A 21,185-nucleotide genomic window follows, 5' to 3' on the forward strand; every position below is an offset into this window, starting at 1 on the left:
GGTCGATATAGCTCTGTGCCTCCTCCTGGGAGTCAAAGAGCAGATCGAAATTCGGATCGCTGTTGCGGAAGTAGAGCTGCAGCATCTCTTTGCTGTAGTTCTGTACCTCGCCGTCTGCCTGCTCTACAGTGAGCGCCCAGTCGAGACCGATCTGCGTGTTCGCCGGGAAGTTCTCCGGATTCTGGAATTCCGTATCGAGAATCGACTGCATGTAGGAATCCTGTGTGGTATAGATTTTGAGGCCGCCGCTGTAGACAACGTTCTTTGCCTGCACTTCGGTGTAGCCTTTCTGTACCATCAGATCGTTGATCAGGTTGGTGATGACTTCATCGATAAAGTAGGAGTACGGCGCGCTCTCCGCCTGGGACTGCGTGTGCATGGCGATGCGGTCGTAAACGTTGTCGTTCATGGCAATGGTGTATTCTTCTTCGGTGATGTAGCCCTGCTCTTTCATATTGTTCAGGATCTTGTCGCGGCGCTGCTGGTTTTTCTCCGGGTGATTTTTCGGATTATATGCCGTCGGCGCCTTTGGAATTGCGGAAAGAACGGCGCATTCAGAGAGCGTCAGATCTTTTGCATCCTTTCCGAAATACGTCTGCGCTGCCGTCTGGACACCGTAGCAGCCGGAACCTAAGTTGATCGTATTCAGATAATTTTCCAGAATAACGTCTTTGGCGTTTTCACCCTCTGCGGTCAGTGTTTTTTCCAGCTTCAGCGCCAGGTACTGTTCCTGGATTTTCCGCTTGAAGCTCTGCATCCGCGTCTCTTCCATCCAGTCGGTGAAAACGTTGTTTTTTAAGAGCTGCTGTGTGATCGTGCTGGCGCCCTCGGTAAAGTGAAAGCCGTGGCTGACACCGACAACGAAGGCACGGATAATACCGCTCGGGTCAATGCCGTTGTGTTCGTAAAAACGGGCATCCTCAACCGCGACGATCGCGTGCTGCATGTCGAGCGGAATCTCCTCAATCGAGATCGAGACACGGTTTCCCTGCGCCCCGGTCAGCTTCTGTACCTGGTTGCCGTCAGCATCGTAGATAAACGACGCGTTGCCGAGCGGCATGATATTTGCCTCCGAGATATCAGGGGCACTGTCAATCACGCCGCGGACAGCGCCGATCACAAGCCCGGCACCGCAGACGAGAACGACAAGAAGAAGACAGAACGCGATGCGCAGCGCCGTCACGCCGGCCGTCTTTTCAATCTTTCCGTAATGGGACCGCAGATCTTCACGTTTGTCTTCCAGATGACTTTTTCCAAAGTGCATATAGAAAATCCTCCTTATGTTCCTGCAAAACTGATTCAGTTCAGTAATCAATGGTGTTCCTGCCCTGCAAAAAGCAGGGTATACTTATTTTTATTATACCAAACAAAGGGCCGGAATAAAAGTATTTCGTAAAAAGAATGCTGATTTTTCGGAGGTGATATGATAGAATAAAAACATATTTGGTGAAGGAGTACAAAAATATGATCGATCAGTTTCGGACGGTTTACCGGGGTGGAACCGGGGAAATCGTGGAGAAGAAATCACGTTTTATTGCGACGGTGCGTCTGGTGGAATCTGAGGAGGAGGCACTTTCCTGCCTGGAAGCTCTGCGGAAAAAATACTGGGATGCGCGGCATAACTGTTTTGTGTATATTATTGGAGAAAATCAGGAGACGGTGCGCTGCAGCGACGACGGGGAGCCTTCCGGCACGGCAGGGCGGCCGATGCTCGATGTGGTACAGGGAGCAGGACTCCGCAATGTGCTTGTTGTGGTGACGCGGTATTTCGGCGGTACGCTGCTGGGAACGGGCGGCCTGGTGCGCGCGTACTCGCAGGCGGTGCAGGAGGGGCTGGCAAACAGTGTTCTGATTGACGAGATCTGCGGCGTGCGTCTGTTGATTGAGACGGATTACAACGGCATCGGTAAAATCCAGTATCTGCTCGGCCAGCGGGGGATTCCGATTCTGGAATCCGAGTACACCGATCAGGTGAAAATCCGCGTTCTCGTTCCGAAAACGGAGGTGGACCGTCTCTGCGCGGAGATTACCGAGGGGACGAACGGAAAGGCAAAACTGGAAAAAGAAGAGGAGCTGTACTTTGCGCAGAACGACGGAGAGCTGATCTTCGGGGATGCGCTGACGCAGTATAAGAATCTGGAGGCAGAAGAATTAGGATAAAGGAGGATGCGACATGAGGTTTCCGGAAAATCTGAAAAAGGGCGGAACGATCGGCTTTGTGGCACCATCGTTTGGATGCACAACAGAGCCATACAAGTCCGCGTTTGCAAATGCACAGAAAAAATGGAAAGAGATGGGATATCAGCTGGATCTTGGGCCAAACTGCTATGCAGAGCACGGCATCGGAATCAGCGCGGCACCGGAGGAGTGCGGAAAAGAGCTGACGGAATATTATGTCAGTGAGAAGAATGACTGTCTGATTTCCTGCGGCGGCGGAGAGCTGATGTGCGAGGATCTCGATTACGTGGATTTTGAAAAGATCAGAAAGGCACCGGCGAAATGGTATCTCGGCTATTCTGACAATACGCATTTTACGTATCTTCTGCCGACCATCTGCGATACGGCGGCTGTTTACGGTCCGTGTGCGAGTGATTTCGGCATGGAGCCGTGGCATAAATCCGTAGCGGATGCGTTTGGCGTACTGACGGGAGAAGTGCGTACCGTCCGCGGCTATGAGGGATGGGAAAGAGACGATGCGAAGGGCAGAAGCGAGGAAAATCCGTATCTGCCGTACCAGATTACAGAACCGCGCGTTCTGCGCCGCTTCCCGGATGCGGACAGTGCATTTGAGGGACGACTCATCGGCGGCTGTCTCGACTGTCTCGTCAATATTCTTGGAACGAAGTACGACGGAACGGTTGATTTTGTGGAAAAATATAAAGAGGACGGTTTTGTCTGGTTTCTGGAAGCGTGCGATCTGAACGTCTTTGCGATCCGCCGCGCAATCTGGCAGATGGAGCACGCCGGCTGGTTCCAATATGTGAAAGGCTTTCTGATTGGCCGCCCGCTGCAGTTCGGACAGAAATTCGGGGAACTCGACCAGTACCGCGCCGTGACGGATCTGCTTGGAAAATACAACGTGCCGATCGTGATGGATCTCGACATCGGACACCTTCATCCGGCGATGCCGCTGATCGTCGGAAGTTATGCGAAGGTGGCCGTGGAAGGAAATGAGATTGAAATTAAGATGGAGTGCCGTTAGAACGCTTTTGAAAAATATTTTCTCGAGCGGCAGGGCAGAGCCTGTGGGAAAATGTTTGCGCACGTAGAAGAACTATCGGCGCATCCGGCAGATGCCGCGGAGCTTTTTGACATCGAGAATCGTGACCGTGCCGCGGGAGAGTGCGACGATGCCGTCTTTCTCGAACGACTTTAAGGTGCGGGAAACGACCTCTCTGGCACTGCCGAGGTTCCGCGCGATCTGCTCGTGCGTGGTGGAGAGCACCGGGGAACCGGTGCGGATGCGTTCATCCTCGAGATATCCGGCAAGGCGCTGGTCAAGCCGCGTAAAGAGAAGCTGGCCCATCGCCCACATGACTTCGGAAAAATGCTCCGTTGTTTCCCGGTAAATGTAGTTTTCAACGTAAATATTCTGATTCAACAGTCTGCGGAACGTGCTGGCCGGAGTGATGAGAACTTTCGTCTCCTCCTCGGCCTCAATCAGAATATCAAAGCTGATTTCCTGCATCGCACAGGAGGCAGACAGCGTGCAGACTTCGCCGGGACCGGTGGTAAACAGGGTAATTTCCCGCTGCTCGCCGGACTGGATAAGGATGCGGAGCTTGCCGGAGAGGACAAGCAGAACGCCGAGACAGTCATCGTCGCAACTGTAGAGAAAATCGCCGCGCTGATACGTCGTCAGGACGGAAGAGAGCACGAGTGTCTGCTGTTCATCGGTGGTAAGCTTTGAATAAAATGGATAATGCTCCTGAAAACAGGATTCCAGAAAAGATGACATAAATAAAACTCCTTTCGGAAGAAGAACGTTCTTTTGTAAACTACGGCAGCAGCCGTTTCTTCCATGATAGAAAAGAACAGAAAGAAATGCAAGAAAAAACGTATCGGTTTTTGTGCCGATACGTTTTTTCTGCATTTCCAATATTACGCTGTTTATTTTACAGAGTTAATCAGTTCTTCCAGCTCCTCATAGGAAACGGCGCCGACGTTTTTCTTTACGAGCTCGCCGTTTTTGAAGAAAGCGAGGGTCGGAACGCTCATGACTTTAAAGGATCTTGCCAGCTCCGGTGCTTCGTCAACGTCTACTTTGTAGAACTGGATCTCCGGCATATCCTCAGCTGCCTCTTCGATGACCGGGGCGAGCATTTTGCACGGTCCGCACCAGGTAGCAAAGAAATCAACAACGGCAACGCCAGGTGCTGCCTGCAGAGCTTTTTCAAAGTTTTCGGATGTAACATGAATTAATGACATAATAGAAGTCCTCCTTTTTATTGTACGGGTAATTCCCGGTAAGTGTTTTCCTGTTATGTCTGTAGAATACCACAGCGGAACGGGAATTTCTGTGACTAAGTCACAAAGTGATTTCTTAGTTTTATTTCGGTTCTTTCCCCAGGCGGAAGCATTCGATCATCTCGCCGGTCAGGCTGATGAGGTTCGGGGTCTCCGGGAGGGAAGCACGGTCAAACCATTCGGCAACGGAGAGTTCCTCGCGGTCGAGGGTAATGGACGGATCGCCGTCCACATCGCAGTAAAATCCGGCGAGCAGCGAGCCGCTGAAGGACCACGGCTGACTCTTATAGTATCTCAGATTTTTGACCTTTAATCCGACTTCTTCCATGACTTCACGGTGCACCGTCTGTTCCAGCGTCTCACCGACCTCGGTATAGCCGGCCACGAGGGCGTACTGGCGGTGGCTGCTGTGGGAAGGTGCGTACTTCGTGAGCAGCAGGCGGTCACCGTCGGTGATGGCAACGATGACGCTCGGGCAGATGACCGGATAGGAGAGCGCGCCGCAGGAAGGGCACTGCATCGCGCGTTCATTTCCAGGCGCATGCATCTTCGTTCCGCAGCGGCCGCAGTAGGTGTGGTCGGTGTACCAGGTGTGGATCTGGTAACCGGTGATACCGGCAAACCCGAGCCATCCCGGAACGGCGCTGCGAAGAATTAGTGTATTTTCGTATTTCCAGATGCCAAATTCCGGAAGCTGCGGACTGCGCAGTTCATAATAGTCCGTCTCATCAATGCGGAACAGAAATTTTGCCTTTTCTTTAATCTCCGGAAAAACAGCTGCAATTTCCGCAATGGAAGGGTAGCAGATCTCGGGATCTTCGAAATTGCACAGAATTGTATGATGACCGTAAATTAAAACAAGATCCGTATCGTTCGGAACAGAAGGCTGGTAATCTACATAATATTTATGCGGAGCAATGTCCTGAATCATAAGAATTCCTTTCTTTGGTAAAAAAGTTTTTGGAAAAACAAAAAACCGAAATTCCTGTGAAGAAATTTCGGTAATAAAAAGAGCGCGAGACGGGATTCGAACCCGCGACCCCAACCTTGGCAAGGTTGTACTCCACCCCTGAGCCACTCGCGCATATACATCCTTTTGGATGAAGCGGGTGATGGGAATCGAACCCACGTATCCAGCTTGGAAGGCTGGTGTTCTACCATTGAACTACACCCGCAGATGATTGGCACTGATTTTTTTCTCTGTCTTGTTGACTGCCGTGCCTCACTGACAAAACGTATTCTACAGGAAAGCCGGAGAAAAGTCAACCCCTTTTTTAAAAAAATTAAAAAAAATTTTAAAATACTGAAAAAGGTGAAAATTCAGGGCAAATGGCGCAAGTGAACGTCCGGTGAATAGCACGTAAATATCAGTCTTGTTCCGGGAAGGAAAGTGTACTATAATAAAAAAACGGAAAACAAAGAAAAAGGGGGAACTTCCCTATGCAGGAGAATGGAGCAGAACATCTGGTCGCCTGTACCGGCTGCCAGGGCTGCATGCCGTGTATGGTAAAAATCAACATCCCATTGCTGTTCGAACTCTACAACCGGACGGAGAGCGAAGGCATCGAGGCCGTCCGCGCAGAATACGAAAGCCAGGAAAAACGCGCCGACGACTGCATCAACTGTTACCGCTGTGAAAAACAGTGTCCGCAGCACCTCGGGATCGGCATTCTGATGCAGGATATTGCAGAAACCTTCGAAGAATAGAAAAACCGGCATCTGTGCAATTTAAAGAGGAATTCTAATCTTTCTATAAAATGTTTTGGGAAAAACTGGACTTATCTGAAAAATTTGATATAATAGAAAGGTAGTGACAGGGAAATTTTATGCTAAAATCTGGAAAGAAGAGCCCTGTCAATTCTTATGGGAGGAAAAATACATGGATGCCATTGATTATAAGATTCTGAAGATATTGCAGAAAAATGCCCGCGAGACGGCTTCCAATATCAGCAAAGAGATTCATTTATCGGTTTCTGCAGTCATCGAGAGAATCCGTAAAATGGAAGAAACCGGAGTGATTAAAGAATACACCATTATTGTAGACGAAAAGAAAACGGGAAATGAGATGACCGCGCTGATGGAAGTCAGCCTGGAGCATCCGAAGTTCTTTGACAGTTTTGCAGATGCGATCCAGAAACTGGAGTACATCGTATCCTGCTATTATCAGACCGGAGATTTTGATTTGATTATCCGCATTTCCTGTCACTCATCCGACGAACTCGAAGAAATCCACCGCCAGGTGATGAGCCTTCCGGGCGTCGATGCGACAAGAACGCATGTAGTGCTGAAAAATGTAAAAAATATCTATTCCGCCATCCGCAGACCGGACAAATAAAAACCGGCATAGCCGGAATCTGATACGAGAGCGTGTCTGAAAATAATCCGAAAGAGTTTTCAGGCACGTTTTGGCGTCTCAGAAAAAGTACGGAAAGAAAGAAGGAAAAAAGTGAACAGATACTTACGCTGTTATGCAGAGATTTCACTCGAAGCGATCGGGCATAACATCAGAGAAGTGAAAAAAAGACTACCGGAGGGAGTGAAACTCCTTGGCGTTGTAAAAGCGAACGCCTACGGCCACGGTGCCGTTCCGGTAGCATCCTATCTGGAAAACCAGGTTGATTATTTTGCAACCGCAACCATCGAGGAGGCTGTCGAGCTCAGAGAAAACGGCATTTCCGCGCCGATCCTGATTCTCGGCTACGTGTCCCCGTCCCAGTACGGCGACCTTGTGGAATACGACATCACTCAGACGATCGACAGCTACGCACAGGCACTTGCCCTCGAAAAAGAGGCAGCACGCCAGAACCGGAAAGCAAAAGCACACCTCGCGGTCGATACCGGCATGACGCGGATCGGCTTCCAGGTGACAGAGCACGATGCGGATGAGGCGGCAAAAATCGCGGATCTTCCGCACATCGAGCTGGAAGGTATGTTTACGCATTTCTCCTGCGCCGATCAGGAAGACAAGACGTACTGTTCGATGCAGATGGAAAAATATGATAAGATGACGGCACTTTTAGCAGAGCGCGGCGTGACGATTCCGCTTCGCCATATCTGCAACTCCGCCGGAATCATGGAATTTGACGATCACCACTTTGAGATGGTGCGTTCCGGTATCATCACCTACGGCATTTACCCATCCGAGGAGGTAAAAAAAGAGCGCCTCGATCTGATCCCGGCGCTTTCATGGAAGAGCCATGTCATCCATGTGAAGGAAGTCGGCCCGGGCATCGGCGTCAGCTACGGTGCCACGTATGTGACCGAGAAACCGATGACACGGATCGCAACTGTTTCAGCCGGCTATGCAGACGGCTATCCGAGAGCTCTCTCGAACCAGGGCTGTGTGCTGATCCACGGGAAAAAAGCACCGATCATCGGAAGAATCTGTATGGATCAGATGATGGTGGACGTGACCGACATCCCGGATGTGCAGGTGGAGGACGTTGTAACGCTTGTCGGAACCGACGGGGATGAGACCATCACGATCGAAGAGATCGCCAACCCGGCGGCACGTTTCGATTACGAGATGCTCTGCGATATCAGCAGCCGTGTAACAAGGGTTTATAAATAGTTATCCAAAATAGAAAAATCAAAGTCTCCGAAGACGGAAAAAAGCAGAATCTGCTGACCGTTTCGGAGACTTTTTTGTGTTGGAACAGGTTTTCTGGATTATTTAACCGGTGCGGGTTGACAGGCGGTGCCGGAGTATGGTAGGATACCAATTAGTTTAGCGTAGTACAGTGATAACATGATCACGTAGAAAAGGAGAAGATTATTATGAAAAAGAAAATGGTTAGCATTTTGACAGCAGCCTTTTGTGTATCTGCCCTGCTGGCTGGCTGCGGCTTTGCAGACACAGCAAAAACATCCGCCTCATCAGCAGGAGCAGCATCCTCTTCCACAGACGGAACGACAACCTTTACCGTAGGCTTCGATGCAGAATACCCGCCGTACGGCTACATGGACGATGAGACCGGCGATTACACCGGATTTGACCTGGAGCTCGCCGAGGCAGTCTGCGAGATTTACGGCTGGAAGCTGGTAAAAACCCCGATCAACTGGGATGCGAAAGATACCGAGCTGAATTCTGGTGCGATTGACTGCATCTGGAACGGCTTTACCATGAACGGCAGAGAGGACGATTACACCTGGTCCGATCCGTACGTGGACAACAGCCAGGTGATGGTCGTATGTGAGAATTCCGGCATCAACAGCCTGTCCGATCTGGCAGGAAAGACGGTTGGTGTGCAGGCAGCATCCGCAGCACTCGATCTTTTACAGAGTGAGGAAGAAGGCGGTCAGAAAGAACTCGCCGATACTTTCGCCGCTCTGCAGCAGTTCCCGGATTACAACAATGCGTTTGTAGAGCTTCAGGCAGGTTCCATCGATGCGGTTGCCATGGATATCGGCGTTGCCAAATATCAGCTGGAAAGCCGCGGAGAAGGATACAAAATCCTCGACGAGTACCTGAACTCTGAGAAATATGCGATCGGATTCAAAAAAGGAAATACCGAGCTCTGCGATAAAGTAAACGAAGGCCTGCAGCAGGTTCTGGCCGACGGAACATTCGACAAGCTCGCAGAAAAATACGGAATCGCAGACATGGTGTGTCTGGAGAAAAAAGGAGAGTAAAGCAGCATGAAGTTGTCCATAATTCTATCACAGCTTAGTACCGGAATGGCGGGAACGATCTCGATATTTGTCCTGACGCTCGTATTTTCCCTGCCGCTCGGTCTGCTGATCGCCTTCGGGCGTATGTCGAAAAACCGGATTGTGAGCGGAATTTTCCGGCTCTATATCTCCCTGATGCGCGGCACGCCTCTGATGCTGCAGCTCATGGTGGTTTACTTCGGACCGTTCTATCTGTTCGGTATGAACATCGGAAAATGGCGCTTTCCGGCGATTATCACCGGATTTGCCTTAAACTACGGCGCCTATTTTGCAGAAATCTACCGCTCCGGCATCGTTTCGATGGATCGTGGACAGTACGAGGCAGCAAAGCTTCTTGGTTATTCGAAGGGACAGACGTTTGTCCGAATTATTCTGCCGCAGGTTGTGAAACGGATTCTGCCGGCGATCACCAATGAGGTGATTACGCTGGTCAAGGATACGTCGCTGGCCTTTTCCATTTCCTATGTGGAAATGTTCACGATCGCAAAACAGATCGCGGCGGCCAAGACCACGATGGTTCCGTTCGTCGCCGCCGGTATTTTCTACTACATCTTCAATTTTGTCGTGGCGTGGGTGATGGAACTTTTGGAAAAGAAATTTTCTTATTATCATTAACTATAGAAGAGAGCGGAAAACGATATGATTTATCTGGAAATGAACCATGTAAAAAAGAGCTTTGGGGATCTCGAAGTGTTAAAAGATATTTCCCTCAAAGTAGAAGAGGGCGAGGTGCTCTCGATTATCGGCCCGTCGGGATCGGGAAAATCGACACTGCTGCGGTGCGCGGCAATGCTTGAAACGATGGACGGCGGTGATCTGGCGTACCTTGGCAAGCAGGCAGTTACAATGGAAAACGGAAAATCCGTCTATGCGAAGCCTGCCGTACTACGGAAAATACAGGAGAATTTTGGAATGGTATTCCAGAGTTTCCATCTGTTTCCTCATTATAATGTTATGAAAAATCTCTGCGATGCGCCGATCCATGTACAGAAGCGAAACCGCGCGGAGGTGGAAGCACAGGCGGAAGAGCTGCTTGGAAAAATGGGTCTGACCGGAAAGGAAAAGGCGTATCCGTGTCAGCTTTCCGGCGGCCAGTGTCAGAGAGTTGCGATTGCGCGCGCGCTGATGCTGAAACCGAAGGTGCTCTTTTTCGATGAGCCGACATCGGCACTCGATCCGGAGCTGACAGGCGAAGTTTTAAAGGTCATCAAATCTCTTGCGGAGATGAACATGACGATGGTGATCGTTACCCACGAGATGAATTTTGCCCGGGAAATTTCCGACCGCGTCATCTTTATGGACCAGGGTGTGATCGCCGTGGAGGGAACACCGGACGAAGTCTTCGATTCCGAAAATGCCAGAATGCAGGGCTTTTTGGGAAAATTTCGTGAGAAGTAACGACGTTGCACTTGCCTAAAAAAACAACATGCGTTATACTAGAGCGTGGTTGAAACGTATTTCAAACACGCTCTTTATACGTCCCATTCTGTTTTTGGGGATGAAAAAGAGCGGGGATAAAAGAGAAACCGAATACACATTTTGACAAGAAAAGGAGAATCGTGTCTATGAGCGGAACTGACAGATATGTAAGCCCTCTTTCCGAACGTTATGCAAGCAAGGAGATGCAGTACATCTTCTCCCCGGATATGAAATTCCGTACCTGGAGAAAGTTATGGATTGCGCTGGCTGAGACAGAAAAAGAACTGGGACTTTCTATTACAGATGAGCAGATCGAAGAACTGAAAGCAAATGCCGAGAACATCAACTACGATGTGGCAAAAGAAAGAGAGAAAGTCTGCCGTCATGACGTAATGTCCCATGTGTATGCCTACGGCGTACAGTGTCCGAAAGCAAAAGGAATCATCCATCTGGGAGCAACCAGCTGCTACGTAGGCGACAATACCGATATCATTGTCATGAACGAAGCCTTAAAGCTGGTGAAGAAAAAACTGGTGAACGTTATCGCTGAGCTGGCAAAATTTGCGGATACCTACAAAGACCAGCCGACCCTTGCCTTCACCCACTTCCAGCCGGCACAGCCGACCACCGTCGGAAAACGTGCAACCCTGTGGATGCAGGAGTTCTTAATGGATCTTGAAGATCTCGAGTACGTACAGAGCACCTTAAAGCTGCTCGGCTCCAAAGGAACAACAGGCACACAGGCAAGCTTTTTAGAGCTGTTTGACGGAGATCAGGAGACGATCGACAAGATTGATCCTATGATCGCTGAAAAAATGGGCTTTAAGAACTGCTATCCGGTTTCCGGACAGACGTATTCCAGAAAAGTCGATACGAGAGTATTAAACGTTCTGGCAGGCATTGCGGCAAGCGCAACGAAATTCTCCAACGACATCCGTCTTCTGCAGCACTTAAAAGAAGTTGAGGAGCCGTTCGAGAAAGGACAGATCGGATCTTCCGCCATGGCATACAAGAGAAATCCGATGAGAAGCGAGCGTATCGCATCCCTGTCCCGTTATGTGATCACCGATGCATTAAATCCGGCCATCACCTCTTCTGTACAGTGGTTTGAGAGAACCCTTGATGACTCTGCAAACAAGAGACTTTCCATTCCGGAAGGCTTCCTTGCCATCGACGGTATCCTGGATCTGTGTATGAACGTCGTAGACGGACTTGTGGTTTATCCAAAGGTTATCTTAAAACACATGATGGCAGAGCTTCCGTTTATGGCAACTGAGAATATCATGATGGATGCGGTAAAAGCAGGCGGCGACCGTCAGGAGCTGCATGAGAGAATCCGCGAGCTGTCCATGATCGCCGGAAAACATGTCAAAGAGGAAGGCCGCGACAATGATCTTCTGGATCTGATCGCAGCGGATGAGATGTTCCATCTGACCAAAGAAGAGCTGGAAAAGACGATGGATCCGTCCAAATACACAGGCCGCGCATCCGTACAGGTTGACGCATTCCTGAAGAACGTAGTTAATCCGGTGCTTGAGGCAAACAAAGAGGCACTTGGCATGACTGCGGAAATCAACGTCTGATGCGTTTGATAAACAGAAATAATAAAAAAACAAATTTTATAAGTAATAATAAGTTTTACTTATGAAGAAAACATGGTATACTATGCATGAACGGCCGAAACAAAGAGGCCGCAAGTATACGTTGAATTAGGAGGATGTCACATGATTAAGGCAGTAGTAGGAGCAAACTGGGGAGACGAGGGAAAAGGTAAGATTACCGATATGCTCGCAAAAGAGGCAGACATTATTGTCCGTTTCCAGGGTGGTGCGAATGCAGGCCATACCATTGTAAACAACTATGGAAAGTTTGCACTTCATACCCTTCCATCCGGCGTATTTTACAGCCACACAACAAGCGTAATCGGAAACGGTGTTGCACTCAACATTCCGGTTCTGATCAAAGAGTTAAATGAGATCGTTTCGAAGGGAGTGCCGGCACCGAAGATCAAAATTTCCGACCGTGCACAGATGGTAATGCCGTACCACATCCTGTTCGATCAGTATGAGGAAGAGCGTCTGGGCGGAAAATCCTTTGGTTCCACCAAATCCGGTATCGCTCCGTTCTACTCAGATAAATATGCAAAAATCGGTTTTCAGGTAAACGAGCTGTTCGACGATGAGCACCTGAAAGAGAAACTGAAATCCGTATGCGAGACCAAGAACATTCTGCTCGAGCATCTGTATCACAAACCGCAGTTAAATCCGGATGAGATCTATGCAGAGCTGATGGAATACAAAAAAATGGTTGAGCCATACGTATGCGATACTTCCGCATTCCTGTGGAACGCGATTCAGGAAGGCAAGGAGATCCTGCTTGAGGGTCAGCTTGGTTCCTTAAAAGACCCGGATCACGGAATTTACCCGATGGTAACTTCTTCTTCCACACTGGCCGGCTACGGCGCAGTAGGAGCAGGTGTTCCGCCATATGAAATCAAGAAAATCGTAACCGTATGCAAAGCTTACTCCAGTGCAGTAGGAGCAGGTGCTTTCGTTTCCGAGATCTTCGGCGATGAGGCAGATGAGCTCAGAAGACGCGGCGGAGACGGCGGAGAGTTCGGTGCAACGACAGGACGTCCGAGACGTATGGGATGGCTCGACTGTGTTGCTTCCCGCTACGGCTGCAGAATGCAGGGCACAACCGATGTAGCATTTACCGTACTTGACGTTCTCGGATATCTGGACGAGATTCCGGTTTGTGTAGCATACGAAGTAGACGGAAAAGAAATCCACGATTTCCCGAACACCAGCATTCTTGAGAAAGCAAAACCGGTTCTGAAAACCCTTCCGGGATGGAAATGCGATATCCGCGGCATCAAGAAATACGAGGATCTGCCGGAGAACTGCAGAAACTACATCGAGTTTGTAGAGAAAGAAATCGGATTCCCGATCACCATGATCTCCAACGGACCGGGAAGAGACGATATCATTTACCGCAATAAATAATTCAGGCGGTTTTTAGAGGATTTTTATGAAAAAAGCAGGACAGCTTCTCGCAGTTCTGACAGCGGCTTCCGTGCTGCTGTCGGGCTGTGAGAAGTTAAAAGATGTGACAACGACATCTGTCTATGTGAGCAAAAATGGTGTTGTGACAGAAGCCATTGTGGAAGATTACAGCAAAGACGATGATTACACGGAAGACGAACTGAAGGTCTTTGTGGAGGATGACATCAAAAAATTCACAGAGGAGCGCGGCGATGCGGATTCCGTGAAGCTGGAAAAATGCCAGATCAAAGAGGACAAGGTGGAGATCCGGATGGAATACGGAGATTACCAGTCCTACGCGGATTATCACGGAGCAGAATTTTTCGCAGGCACGCTGGATGAGGCAGAAGAAGCGGGATATGATTTTTCCGCTTCCTTTGTCGATTCTAAAGGCAATGAGGTTTCAGTCGAAGATGCGGTCAAAGGCGTTAAGCATGTACGCGTGATTGTCTGCGAGGAGCCGCTGGAAATCGTAACGGAAGATCCGGTGCTCTGCGTTTCCGGTACAGCCGTGATCAAAGGAAAAAACACGGTGGATACGGCCGGCGAGTGGACCACAAAGTCCACAGAGAGTGATTCTGCGTCATCATCAGAGCAGACTAAGACAGAAGAAACAGAGCAGGAATATGAGCAGGACGTTCTTCTTGCCAGTCCTGTTATTGTTGTTTATGGTAAGTAAACAAATAAAATAGAGGAGTAACTAACTATGGAAAAGACAATGGACAAAATTGTGGCAGTAGCAAAATCCAGAGGTTTTGTATATCCGGGTTCCGAAATCTACGGCGGCCTGGCAAATACCTGGGATTACGGCCCGCTCGGCGTTGAGCTGAAAAACAACGTGAAAAAAGCATGGTGGCAGAAATTCGTCATGGAGAGCCCGCACAACGTAGGTGTTGACTGCGCGATCCTGATGAACCCGCAGACATGGGTAGCTTCCGGTCATCTCGGCGGATTTTCCGATCCTCTGATGGACTGTAAAGAGTGCCACGAGCGTTTCCGTGCAGACAAACTGATCGAAGATTTCTGTGAGGAAAAAGGCATTGAAATCGAAGGCGGCAGCGTAGATGCATGGTCCCAGGAAGAGATGAAGAACTTCATCGAGGAGCATCAGATTCCGTGTCCGTCCTGCGGAAAACATAACTTTACCGATATCCGTCAGTTCAACCTGATGTTCAAAACCTTCCAGGGTGTTACAGAGGATGCGAAGAACACCGTATATCTTCGTCCGGAGACTGCACAGGGTATCTTCGTAAACTTCAAAAACGTACAGCGTACTTCCAGAAAGAAAATTCCGTTCGGAATCGGCCAGATCGGTAAATCTTTCCGTAACGAGATTACACCGGGTAACTTCACCTTCCGTACCCGTGAGTTCGAGCAGATGGAGCTGGAGTTCTTCTGCGAGCCTGGCACCGACCTTGACTGGTTCCAGTACTGGAGAGGCTTCTGCATCAACTGGCTGAAGAGCCTCGGCATGAAAGACGAAGAGATGCGTGCAAGAGACCATTCTCCGGAAGAGCTGTGCTTCTACAGCAAGGGAACAACCGATATCGAGTTCCTGTTCCCGTTCGGATGGGGCGAGCTGTGGGGAATCGCAGACCGTACCGATTACGACCTGACCCAGCATCAGAATGTATCCGGACAGGATATGACCTATTTCGATCCAGAGAAGAACGAGAAATACATCCCGTATGTTATCGAGCCGTCTCTTGGTGCTGACCGTGTCGTTCTGGCATTCCTGTGCAGCGCTTATGACGAGGAAGTTCTCGACGCAGAGAAGAATGATGTTCGTACTGTGATGCATTTCCATCCGGCACTGGCACCGGTAAAAATCGGTGTGCTTCCGCTTTCCAAGAAGCTGAACGAGGGCGCTGAGAAAGTCTTTGCAGAGCTGTCCAAGAAATACAACTGCGAGTTTGATGACCGTGGAAATATCGGAAAACGGTATCGCCGTCAGGATGAGATCGGTACTCCGTACTGCATCACCTACGACTTCGATTCCGAGACCGATGGTGCTGTTACCGTCCGTGACCGTGACACCATGGAGCAGGAGAGAATTAAAATTGAGGATCTCGATGCTTACTTTGCAGATAAATTTACTTTCTAATCTGGCTTTTTAGTCCGAAAAAAGAGTAGAAAAAAGGATTCCCACTCGCGGGAATCCTTTTTTGTATACTTTGTATTACTCGATAATCGTACCTGTTTTTCCCTGGAATCCGGCGAGTGCAGAATCAATGGAAGTGATGACTGCGGTACGGCCGATGCCTTTCTCGAGGAAAGAAACAGCTGCTTCCATCTTCGGCAGCATGGAGTTTTCTCCGAACTGGCCTTCTGCGATGTATTTCTTCGCGTCAGCAACGGTGATGTGCTCCAGCGGTTTTTCGTCCGGGGTACCGTAGTTGATGGAAACGTTTTCCACGCTGGTCAGGATCATCAGCATGTCTGCGTTCAGCATTTCTGCCATCAGGCCGCTGGTGAGGTCTTTTTCGATGACTGCGGATGCACCCTTTAACTCTTCATTCTGCGGGAGAACCGGGATTCCGCCGCCGCCTGCTGCGATGACAACCTGTCCGGCATCGAGAAGAAGACGGATGGAGTCGATCTCTACGATATCCTGCGGCTTCGGAGCAGCAACGATTCGGCGGTAGCCGTCCTCGGTTTTCGTTACGTAGTTTCCTTTTTCTTCCTCTGCGTCGGCCTCCTCTTTGGTAAGCGTACGGCCGATCAGTTTGACCGGATTGTTGAAGGCATCGTCGTACGGATCTACTTCAACCTGTGTAAGAATCGTGGATGTGGTTTTGAAGATTCCTCTGCGGAGAAGCTCAGCACGGATGGCGTTCTGCAGGTCGTAGCCGATGTAGCCTTCGCTCATAGCGGAGCAGACAGACATCGGGGCTGCGCTGTAGTCGGTGTGCATTTTGCCGAATTCATTCATCGCCATGTGGATCATGCCGACCTGCGGCGCATTGCTGTGGGTGATGACAACATCAGCACCGGCAGCAACGAGATCTGCGATTACTTTTGCGGAACGTTTTACGGCTGCTTTCTGTTCCGGCAGCGTCGTTCCAAGAGCTTTGTGTCCCAGTGCAACAACTATTTTTTTTCTTTTCATTGGAAGATACCTCTCTTTGCAGTTCATAGATTTTGATACGAAAAAACCAGGCATCAATATAGAACTATTATAAAGTTTATGGAGGCAAAAATCAAGAAGAAACCGACATTGCGCACATTGAAATGTTTTTCGGACTATGGTATTCTATAAAAGTATCTGAGTCGTAGGGATTTGAAACGTGAAAGGGAGGTCCCGGCATGAAAAACATGCGCACGTTACAAAAACGGATCGCATATCAGCTCCAGCAGGGCAGTCTGGATGCGGAAGTTACAGGAATCACATGCGACAGCAGAAAAGTACAGCCGCAGAACGTGTTTGTCTGCATCCGGGGAAGCAGGATGGACGGGCACGTATATGCAGAAGAAGCAGTCGAGAGGGGCGCTACTGTCCTGGTTGCGGAGCGGGAACTGGAAGGGATTCCGGAAAAGGTAACCGTACTCGTAGTAAAGGACAGCAGAGAAGCACTCGCACAGCTTTCCTGTGCCTGGGAGGACGATCCGGCGCAGCACCTTGTGACAATCGGAGTGACCGGCACGAAGGGAAAGACGACGACTGCATATATGATTTACGAAATCCTGCGAAAAGCAGGGATCCACGCAGGACTCATCGGAACGATCGAGACGAGGATCGGGGAAAAAAGCATTCCGTCAGAAAATACAACGCCGGAGCCTGTTGTGCTGCAGAAGCTGTTTTCTGAAATGATGCGGGAGGGCTGCACCCATGTTGTGATGGAGGTTTCCTCGCAGGCGGAAAAACAGCACCGGTGTGATGGAATTACGTTTGATTACGGTGTGTTCACCAACATTGGAAACGACCACATCGGCGCCGGGGAGCATGCATCGTTTGCAGAATATCTGTCCTGCAAAAAGAAGCTGCTTCGCACCTGCAGAACCGGAATTGTAAACCGGGATGACAAAAGGTTTCCGGAGATCATAAGGCAGAGCACCTGCCGTCTGGTGACATTCGGATGCAGGGAAAAAGCTGATTTTATGGCAGCAGATGCAGCACTCGATCAGGCGCCCGGCGTGCTCGGTGTCTCATACCGGGTGCAGGGCGCAGCGGATTTTCCGGTACGGGTAGATCTGCCGGGTCTGTTTTCCGTTTCCAACTCGCTTGCCGCCATTGCGGTCTGCGCGCAGATGGGAATCCCGGAAAAGGCGATGCAGGAGGCACTTTCCGCAGTCCGCGTCCGTGGGCGGTGTGAGGCAGTTCCGGTGTATCCGGAAATGACGCTTCTCATTGACTACGCACACAATGCGATGAGCCTTGAAAGCCTGTTAAAGACACTGCGGAAATACCATCCGAAGCGCCTGATCTGTCTCTTCGGCTGCGGCGGAAACCGCGCGCGGGACCGGAGATTCCAGATGGGAGAGGTGTCGGGGCGTCTGGCGGATCTGACCGTCATCACCTCGGACAATCCGCGGGATGAGGAACCACAGGCGATTCTGGACGATATCCGGACGGGAATCGGGAAAACAGAAGGCGCTTTCGTTGAGATTGCAGACCGTAAGGAGGCGATCCGGTATGTGATCGAAAACCGGCAGCCGGGCGATCTCGTGGTGCTCGCGGGAAAAGGCCACGAAACGTATCAGATCCGGAAGGGGAAACGGTACGAGATGGATGAGCGCGTGCTGATCCGGGAAATACTGGAAGAAAGTAAGGGGAATGTATGAGCAGCGTTTACGCTGATGTAATCGTAGACATCACAAATGAAAAACTGGACCGGACCTTTCAGTACAAGGTTCCGCCGGAACTGACAGGGGAGATCGGTCCGGGAACGGCGGTACAGATTCCGTTTGGAAACGGAAACCGCACGATCACCGGCTATGTGCTTTCCGTCGGAAACGAGCCGAAATATCCGCAGGACCGGATGAAGGCCATCCTCGCGGTACAAAAGGATGCGGCGACCGTAGAGACGAAGCTCATCGCGCTCGCCGCGTGGATGCGTCATACGTACGGATCGACGATGATCCAGGCGTTAAAGACGGTGCTTCCGGTCAAAGTAAAGGCGCGCGGGAAAGAAACCCGCGAAATTGCGCTTCTTGCAGATCCTGCGAGATGTGAGGAGCTGCTGGAAAACTACAGAAAGAAAAATTATAAAGCGAGAATCCGTCTCTTAAACGCGCTGCTGGCCCAGCCGGTTCTTCCAGGGCCGGTTGTGAGCAAGAAACTGAAAATCACGGCAGATACGCTGCACGTGATGGAAGAGCAGGGCGTGTTGGAAATCCGCCGTACGAGCACCTGGAGAAATCCGGTATCTGATGCGGCAGGAAGAACAACTGCGGGAAAACCAAACGAACAGCAGCAGGCCGTGGTGGACGGCATTCGAAAGGAATGGGAAGGGCAGAACCGCCCCTGCCTGATCCGCGGTGTGACGGGAAGCGGCAAAACGCTCGTCTATATGGAGCTGATGGAGCGAGTGCTCTCAGAAGGAAAACAGGTGATCGTGCTGATCCCGGAGATTGCGCTGACGTATCAGAACGTGGAGCGGTTCTGCGCACGGTTTGGAACAAGGGTCACGGTGGTCAACTCGCGGATGACACCGTCCGAGCGCGCCGACCAGATGGAGCGCGCGCGGCGCGGGGAGGTCAGTATTATGATCGGTCCGCGTTCCGCACTCTTTGCACCGTTTCCGGATCTGGGGCTGATCGTAATCGATGAGGAGCATGAAACCTCCTATAAAAGTGAAGTGACGCCGCGCTACCATGCAAGGGAGACCGCCGTGCGCCGCGCCGGGCTGGAGCATGCCCATGTGGTGATGGGTTCGGCAACGCCGTCGGTGGATGCTTCTTACGCCTGCGAGACGGGAGCGTACGCGCTGTTCCGGATGGATGCGCGGTACGGAAATGCAGCACTTCCGTCCGTATGGATCGCGGATATGCGGGAAGAATTACAGATGGGAAACCGTTCGATTCTGTCCGGAAAACTGCGGGAAGAGATCGAAAAACGGCTTGAAAAAAAGGAACAGGTTGTACTGTTTCTGAACCGCAGAGGCTATGCGGGCTTCGTCTCGTGCCGTGCATGCGGCCATGTGATGAAATGCCCGCACTGCGATGTATCACTGACAGCACACAATAACGGAAAGCTCGTCTGCCATTACTGCGGTTATGAAACACCGCAGGTACATGCGTGCCCGTCGTGCGGTTCCCCGTACATCGGCGGCTTCCGTGCCGGCACACAGCAGATCGAGCAGAACGTGAAAAAGCTGTTTCCAAAGGCACGCGTTCTTCGGATGGACGGCGACACGACAAAAACGAAAAACAGTTATGAAGAAATCCTGTCCTCATTTGCGGCGGGGGAGGCCGATATCCTGATTGGAACCCAGATGATCGTAAAAGGCCACGATTTCCCGAATGTCACGCTGGTGGGAGCGCTGGCGGCGGATCTCTCCCTGAATGCAGTCGATTACCGTGCCGGGGAGCGTACGTTCCAGCTGCTGACGCAGGCAGTCGGCCGCGCCGGAAGAGGCGAAAAGCCGGGAATGGCAGTCATTCAGACGTACCATCCCGAACATTACAGCATTCAGACGGCGGCAGAGCAGGATTACGGGACATTTTATGAGAAAGAAATGGACTACCGCCGTCTGATGGGATATCCCCCGGCGGCGGAGCTTTTGGCGATCCACGGAGCCGGAGAGGATGAAGCGCATCTGATGCAGGCGATGGAATACATTCGCAGATACCTCGTCCGCATCCGGGGAAACCGCGAAGTCCAGATCATCGGCCCGGCAAGTGAGGCAGTATCGAAAATCAATGACCTGTACCGCATGGCCGTGTATGTACGCACACCGCAGGAAGAGGTGCTGGCAGAGCTGCGGGAAAAACTGGAGCGGTATATCGAGATCAACAAAGGCTTCCGAACCGTTTATTTACAGTTCGATTTCAGCAGAAAGTATTAGTTTTTCATAATATTTACACATAGATCATTTATAATGAAAGAGCAAAAGAAAGGAAAAGAATTATGGCAATCAGAGAAATCAGAGTCGTAGGCGACCGCGTATTGACAAAAAAATGCAGACCGGTGGAGGAGATGACACCAAGAATCAGCGAGCTGATCGACGACATGTTTGACACCATGTATGAGGCAAACGGTGTCGGCCTTGCCGCACCGCAGGTCGGCATCTTAAAGAGAATCGTAGTCATGGATGTGGACGGAACCCCGCATCTTCTGATTAATCCGGAAATCCTGGAGACTTCCGGAAGCCAGACAGGAGCAGAAGGCTGCTTAAGCCTTCCGGGAAAATCCGGTACCGTAACCCGTCCGAATTACGTAAAGGTAAGAGCGCTGGACCGCGACATGCAGCCGTTTGAACTCGAGGGAACCGAGCTTCTTGCCCGCTGCATCTGCCACGAGTGTGATCACCTCGACGGACATATGTATACAGAAAAAGTAGAAGGCGAGCTTTGGGACAACACGTACGATGAGTATGAGGAGTACGAGGACGAAGAGTAAGTCTTAAAATAAAGGAGATGACT

The 21,185-nt window shown here is 50.5% G+C and carries 20 protein-coding genes and 2 tRNA genes; 15 read left to right on the forward strand and 7 right to left on the reverse strand.

The annotated features are described in order from the left end of the window. On the reverse strand, positions 1 to 1,264 hold a 1,264-nt coding region (locus ACY2VW_RS06715; protein WP_461877507.1), incomplete at its 3' end, for a transglycosylase domain-containing protein. A 200-nt stretch (positions 1,265 to 1,464) separates the two neighbouring features. Between ACY2VW_RS06715 and ACY2VW_RS06720 the strand changes: the two genes are divergently transcribed. Beyond that, on the forward strand, positions 1,465 to 2,160 hold the full coding sequence (locus tag ACY2VW_RS06720) for a YigZ family protein (RefSeq protein WP_022463129.1): 696 nt from the start codon (positions 1,465 to 1,467) through the stop codon (positions 2,158 to 2,160). Between the two features lie 13 nt (positions 2,161 to 2,173). Beyond that, on the forward strand, positions 2,174 to 3,202 hold the full coding sequence (locus tag ACY2VW_RS06725; protein WP_117509660.1) for a S66 family peptidase: 1,029 nt from the start codon (positions 2,174 to 2,176) through the stop codon (positions 3,200 to 3,202). Between the two features lie 72 nt (positions 3,203 to 3,274). On the opposite strand, the gene ACY2VW_RS06730 is transcribed toward ACY2VW_RS06725, so the two are convergent. The 5 genes from ACY2VW_RS06730 to ACY2VW_RS06750 form a co-directional block, all read right to left on the reverse strand. Further along, on the reverse strand, positions 3,275 to 3,958 hold the full coding sequence (locus tag ACY2VW_RS06730; protein ID WP_461877508.1) for a Crp/Fnr family transcriptional regulator: 684 nt from the start codon (positions 3,956 to 3,958) through the stop codon (positions 3,275 to 3,277). A 152-nt stretch (positions 3,959 to 4,110) separates the two neighbouring features. Further along, complete coding sequence (gene trxA / locus ACY2VW_RS06735) at positions 4,111 to 4,428, reverse strand: thioredoxin (protein WP_117509658.1); 318 nt, start codon at positions 4,426 to 4,428, stop codon at positions 4,111 to 4,113. Between the two features lie 121 nt (positions 4,429 to 4,549). Continuing rightward, positions 4,550 to 5,398, reverse strand: coding sequence for an NAD(+) diphosphatase (gene nudC, locus ACY2VW_RS06740; RefSeq protein WP_118660178.1), 849 nt, complete (start codon positions 5,396 to 5,398; stop codon positions 4,550 to 4,552). 81 nt (positions 5,399 to 5,479) lie between these two features. After that, positions 5,480 to 5,551 (reverse strand) — tRNA-Gly (locus tag ACY2VW_RS06745). 20 nt (positions 5,552 to 5,571) lie between these two features. Next, a tRNA-Gly gene (locus ACY2VW_RS06750) sits at positions 5,572 to 5,642 on the reverse strand. Positions 5,643 to 5,907: 265 nt separating this feature from the next. Here ACY2VW_RS06750 and ACY2VW_RS06755 point away from each other — a divergent pair. The 10 genes from ACY2VW_RS06755 (at position 5,908) to ACY2VW_RS06800 (ending at position 15,705) form a co-directional block, all read left to right on the forward strand. After that, a complete protein-coding gene (locus ACY2VW_RS06755) occupies positions 5,908 to 6,174 on the forward strand; it encodes a 4Fe-4S dicluster domain-containing protein (RefSeq protein WP_118660180.1) in 267 nt (88 codons plus the stop codon). 172 nt (positions 6,175 to 6,346) lie between these two features. Then, on the forward strand, positions 6,347 to 6,802 hold the full coding sequence (locus tag ACY2VW_RS06760) for an Lrp/AsnC family transcriptional regulator (protein ID WP_022463135.1): 456 nt from the start codon (positions 6,347 to 6,349) through the stop codon (positions 6,800 to 6,802). Between the two features lie 111 nt (positions 6,803 to 6,913). After that, entirely contained in the window at positions 6,914 to 8,038 is a 1,125-nt protein-coding gene (gene alr / locus ACY2VW_RS06765; RefSeq protein ID WP_055226992.1) for an alanine racemase, read from the forward strand. Between the two features lie 206 nt (positions 8,039 to 8,244). Further along, the gene (locus ACY2VW_RS06770) at positions 8,245 to 9,099 is read left to right on the forward strand and encodes an amino acid ABC transporter substrate-binding protein (RefSeq protein ID WP_118594609.1); all 855 of its coding nucleotides are present in this window, start codon (positions 8,245 to 8,247) and stop codon (positions 9,097 to 9,099) included. A 6-nt stretch (positions 9,100 to 9,105) separates the two neighbouring features. Continuing rightward, positions 9,106 to 9,753 carry an amino acid ABC transporter permease gene (locus ACY2VW_RS06775; protein ID WP_055226988.1) on the forward strand — a complete coding sequence of 216 codons (648 nt, stop codon included), beginning with the start codon at positions 9,106 to 9,108 and terminating at the stop codon, positions 9,751 to 9,753. A gap of 24 nt (positions 9,754 to 9,777) precedes the next feature. Next, positions 9,778 to 10,536 (forward strand): amino acid ABC transporter ATP-binding protein, encoded by a 759-nt coding sequence (locus ACY2VW_RS06780; RefSeq protein ID WP_118594610.1) that lies wholly within the window; start codon positions 9,778 to 9,780, stop codon positions 10,534 to 10,536. Positions 10,537 to 10,703: 167 nt separating this feature from the next. After that, positions 10,704 to 12,140, forward strand: coding sequence for an adenylosuccinate lyase (gene purB, locus ACY2VW_RS06785; RefSeq protein WP_022463140.1), 1,437 nt, complete (start codon positions 10,704 to 10,706; stop codon positions 12,138 to 12,140). A gap of 141 nt (positions 12,141 to 12,281) precedes the next feature. Beyond that, the gene (locus ACY2VW_RS06790) at positions 12,282 to 13,562 is read left to right on the forward strand and encodes an adenylosuccinate synthase (protein WP_022463141.1); all 1,281 of its coding nucleotides are present in this window, start codon (positions 12,282 to 12,284) and stop codon (positions 13,560 to 13,562) included. 25 nt (positions 13,563 to 13,587) lie between these two features. Further along, complete coding sequence (locus ACY2VW_RS06795) at positions 13,588 to 14,280, forward strand: hypothetical protein (RefSeq protein WP_117509654.1); 693 nt, start codon at positions 13,588 to 13,590, stop codon at positions 14,278 to 14,280. Between the two features lie 27 nt (positions 14,281 to 14,307). Continuing rightward, complete coding sequence (locus ACY2VW_RS06800) at positions 14,308 to 15,705, forward strand: glycine--tRNA ligase (RefSeq protein WP_055265793.1); 1,398 nt, start codon at positions 14,308 to 14,310, stop codon at positions 15,703 to 15,705. A 75-nt stretch (positions 15,706 to 15,780) separates the two neighbouring features. Here ACY2VW_RS06800 and arcC read toward each other — a convergent pair whose 3' ends face one another. Continuing rightward, positions 15,781 to 16,710, reverse strand: a complete 930-nt coding sequence (gene arcC / locus ACY2VW_RS06805; RefSeq protein ID WP_022463144.1) for a carbamate kinase — start codon at positions 16,708 to 16,710, stop codon at positions 15,781 to 15,783. Between the two features lie 197 nt (positions 16,711 to 16,907). Here arcC and ACY2VW_RS06810 point away from each other — a divergent pair, with 197 nt between their 5' ends. From ACY2VW_RS06810 to def, 3 genes are all read left to right on the forward strand, one after another. After that, positions 16,908 to 18,383, forward strand: coding sequence for a UDP-N-acetylmuramoyl-L-alanyl-D-glutamate--2,6-diaminopimelate ligase (locus ACY2VW_RS06810; RefSeq protein WP_461877510.1), 1,476 nt, complete (start codon positions 16,908 to 16,910; stop codon positions 18,381 to 18,383). Continuing rightward, positions 18,380 to 20,608: a replication restart helicase PriA gene (gene priA, locus ACY2VW_RS06815; RefSeq protein ID WP_461877512.1), complete on the forward strand. Its 2,229-nt coding sequence runs from the start codon at positions 18,380 to 18,382 to the stop codon at positions 20,606 to 20,608. Before ACY2VW_RS06810 ends, priA begins: the two co-directional genes overlap by 4 nt. Positions 20,609 to 20,670: 62 nt before the next feature. Next, a complete protein-coding gene (gene def / locus ACY2VW_RS06820) occupies positions 20,671 to 21,162 on the forward strand; it encodes a peptide deformylase (protein WP_349141709.1) in 492 nt (163 codons plus the stop codon). The last annotated feature ends 23 nt before the right edge of the window (positions 21,163 to 21,185 follow it).

Source organism: Fusicatenibacter sp., assembly GCF_977045365.1.

Coding starts and splice junctions, on each gene's coding strand:
- ACY2VW_RS06800 (WP_055265793.1), top strand. CDS start 14,308: ATGGAAAAGACAATGGACAAAATTGTGGCAGTAGCAAAATCCAGAGGT.
- ACY2VW_RS06810 (WP_461877510.1), top strand. CDS start 16,908: ATGAAAAACATGCGCACGTTACAAAAACGGATCGCATATCAGCTCCAG.
- ACY2VW_RS06775 (WP_055226988.1), top strand. CDS start 9,106: ATGAAGTTGTCCATAATTCTATCACAGCTTAGTACCGGAATGGCGGGA.
- ACY2VW_RS06725 (WP_117509660.1), top strand. CDS start 2,174: ATGAGGTTTCCGGAAAATCTGAAAAAGGGCGGAACGATCGGCTTTGTG.
- ACY2VW_RS06730 (WP_461877508.1), bottom strand. CDS start 3,958: ATGTCATCTTTTCTGGAATCCTGTTTTCAGGAGCATTATCCATTTTAT.
- purB (WP_022463140.1), top strand. CDS start 10,704: ATGAGCGGAACTGACAGATATGTAAGCCCTCTTTCCGAACGTTATGCA.
- ACY2VW_RS06795 (WP_117509654.1), top strand. CDS start 13,588: ATGAAAAAAGCAGGACAGCTTCTCGCAGTTCTGACAGCGGCTTCCGTG.
- trxA (WP_117509658.1), bottom strand. CDS start 4,428: ATGTCATTAATTCATGTTACATCCGAAAACTTTGAAAAAGCTCTGCAG.
- arcC (WP_022463144.1), bottom strand. CDS start 16,710: ATGAAAAGAAAAAAAATAGTTGTTGCACTGGGACACAAAGCTCTTGGA.
- ACY2VW_RS06790 (WP_022463141.1), top strand. CDS start 12,282: ATGATTAAGGCAGTAGTAGGAGCAAACTGGGGAGACGAGGGAAAAGGT.
- ACY2VW_RS06780 (WP_118594610.1), top strand. CDS start 9,778: ATGATTTATCTGGAAATGAACCATGTAAAAAAGAGCTTTGGGGATCTC.
- priA (WP_461877512.1), top strand. CDS start 18,380: ATGAGCAGCGTTTACGCTGATGTAATCGTAGACATCACAAATGAAAAA.
- ACY2VW_RS06755 (WP_118660180.1), top strand. CDS start 5,908: ATGCAGGAGAATGGAGCAGAACATCTGGTCGCCTGTACCGGCTGCCAG.
- nudC (WP_118660178.1), bottom strand. CDS start 5,398: ATGATTCAGGACATTGCTCCGCATAAATATTATGTAGATTACCAGCCT.
- def (WP_349141709.1), top strand. CDS start 20,671: ATGGCAATCAGAGAAATCAGAGTCGTAGGCGACCGCGTATTGACAAAA.
- ACY2VW_RS06760 (WP_022463135.1), top strand. CDS start 6,347: ATGGATGCCATTGATTATAAGATTCTGAAGATATTGCAGAAAAATGCC.
- ACY2VW_RS06720 (WP_022463129.1), top strand. CDS start 1,465: ATGATCGATCAGTTTCGGACGGTTTACCGGGGTGGAACCGGGGAAATC.
- ACY2VW_RS06770 (WP_118594609.1), top strand. CDS start 8,245: ATGAAAAAGAAAATGGTTAGCATTTTGACAGCAGCCTTTTGTGTATCT.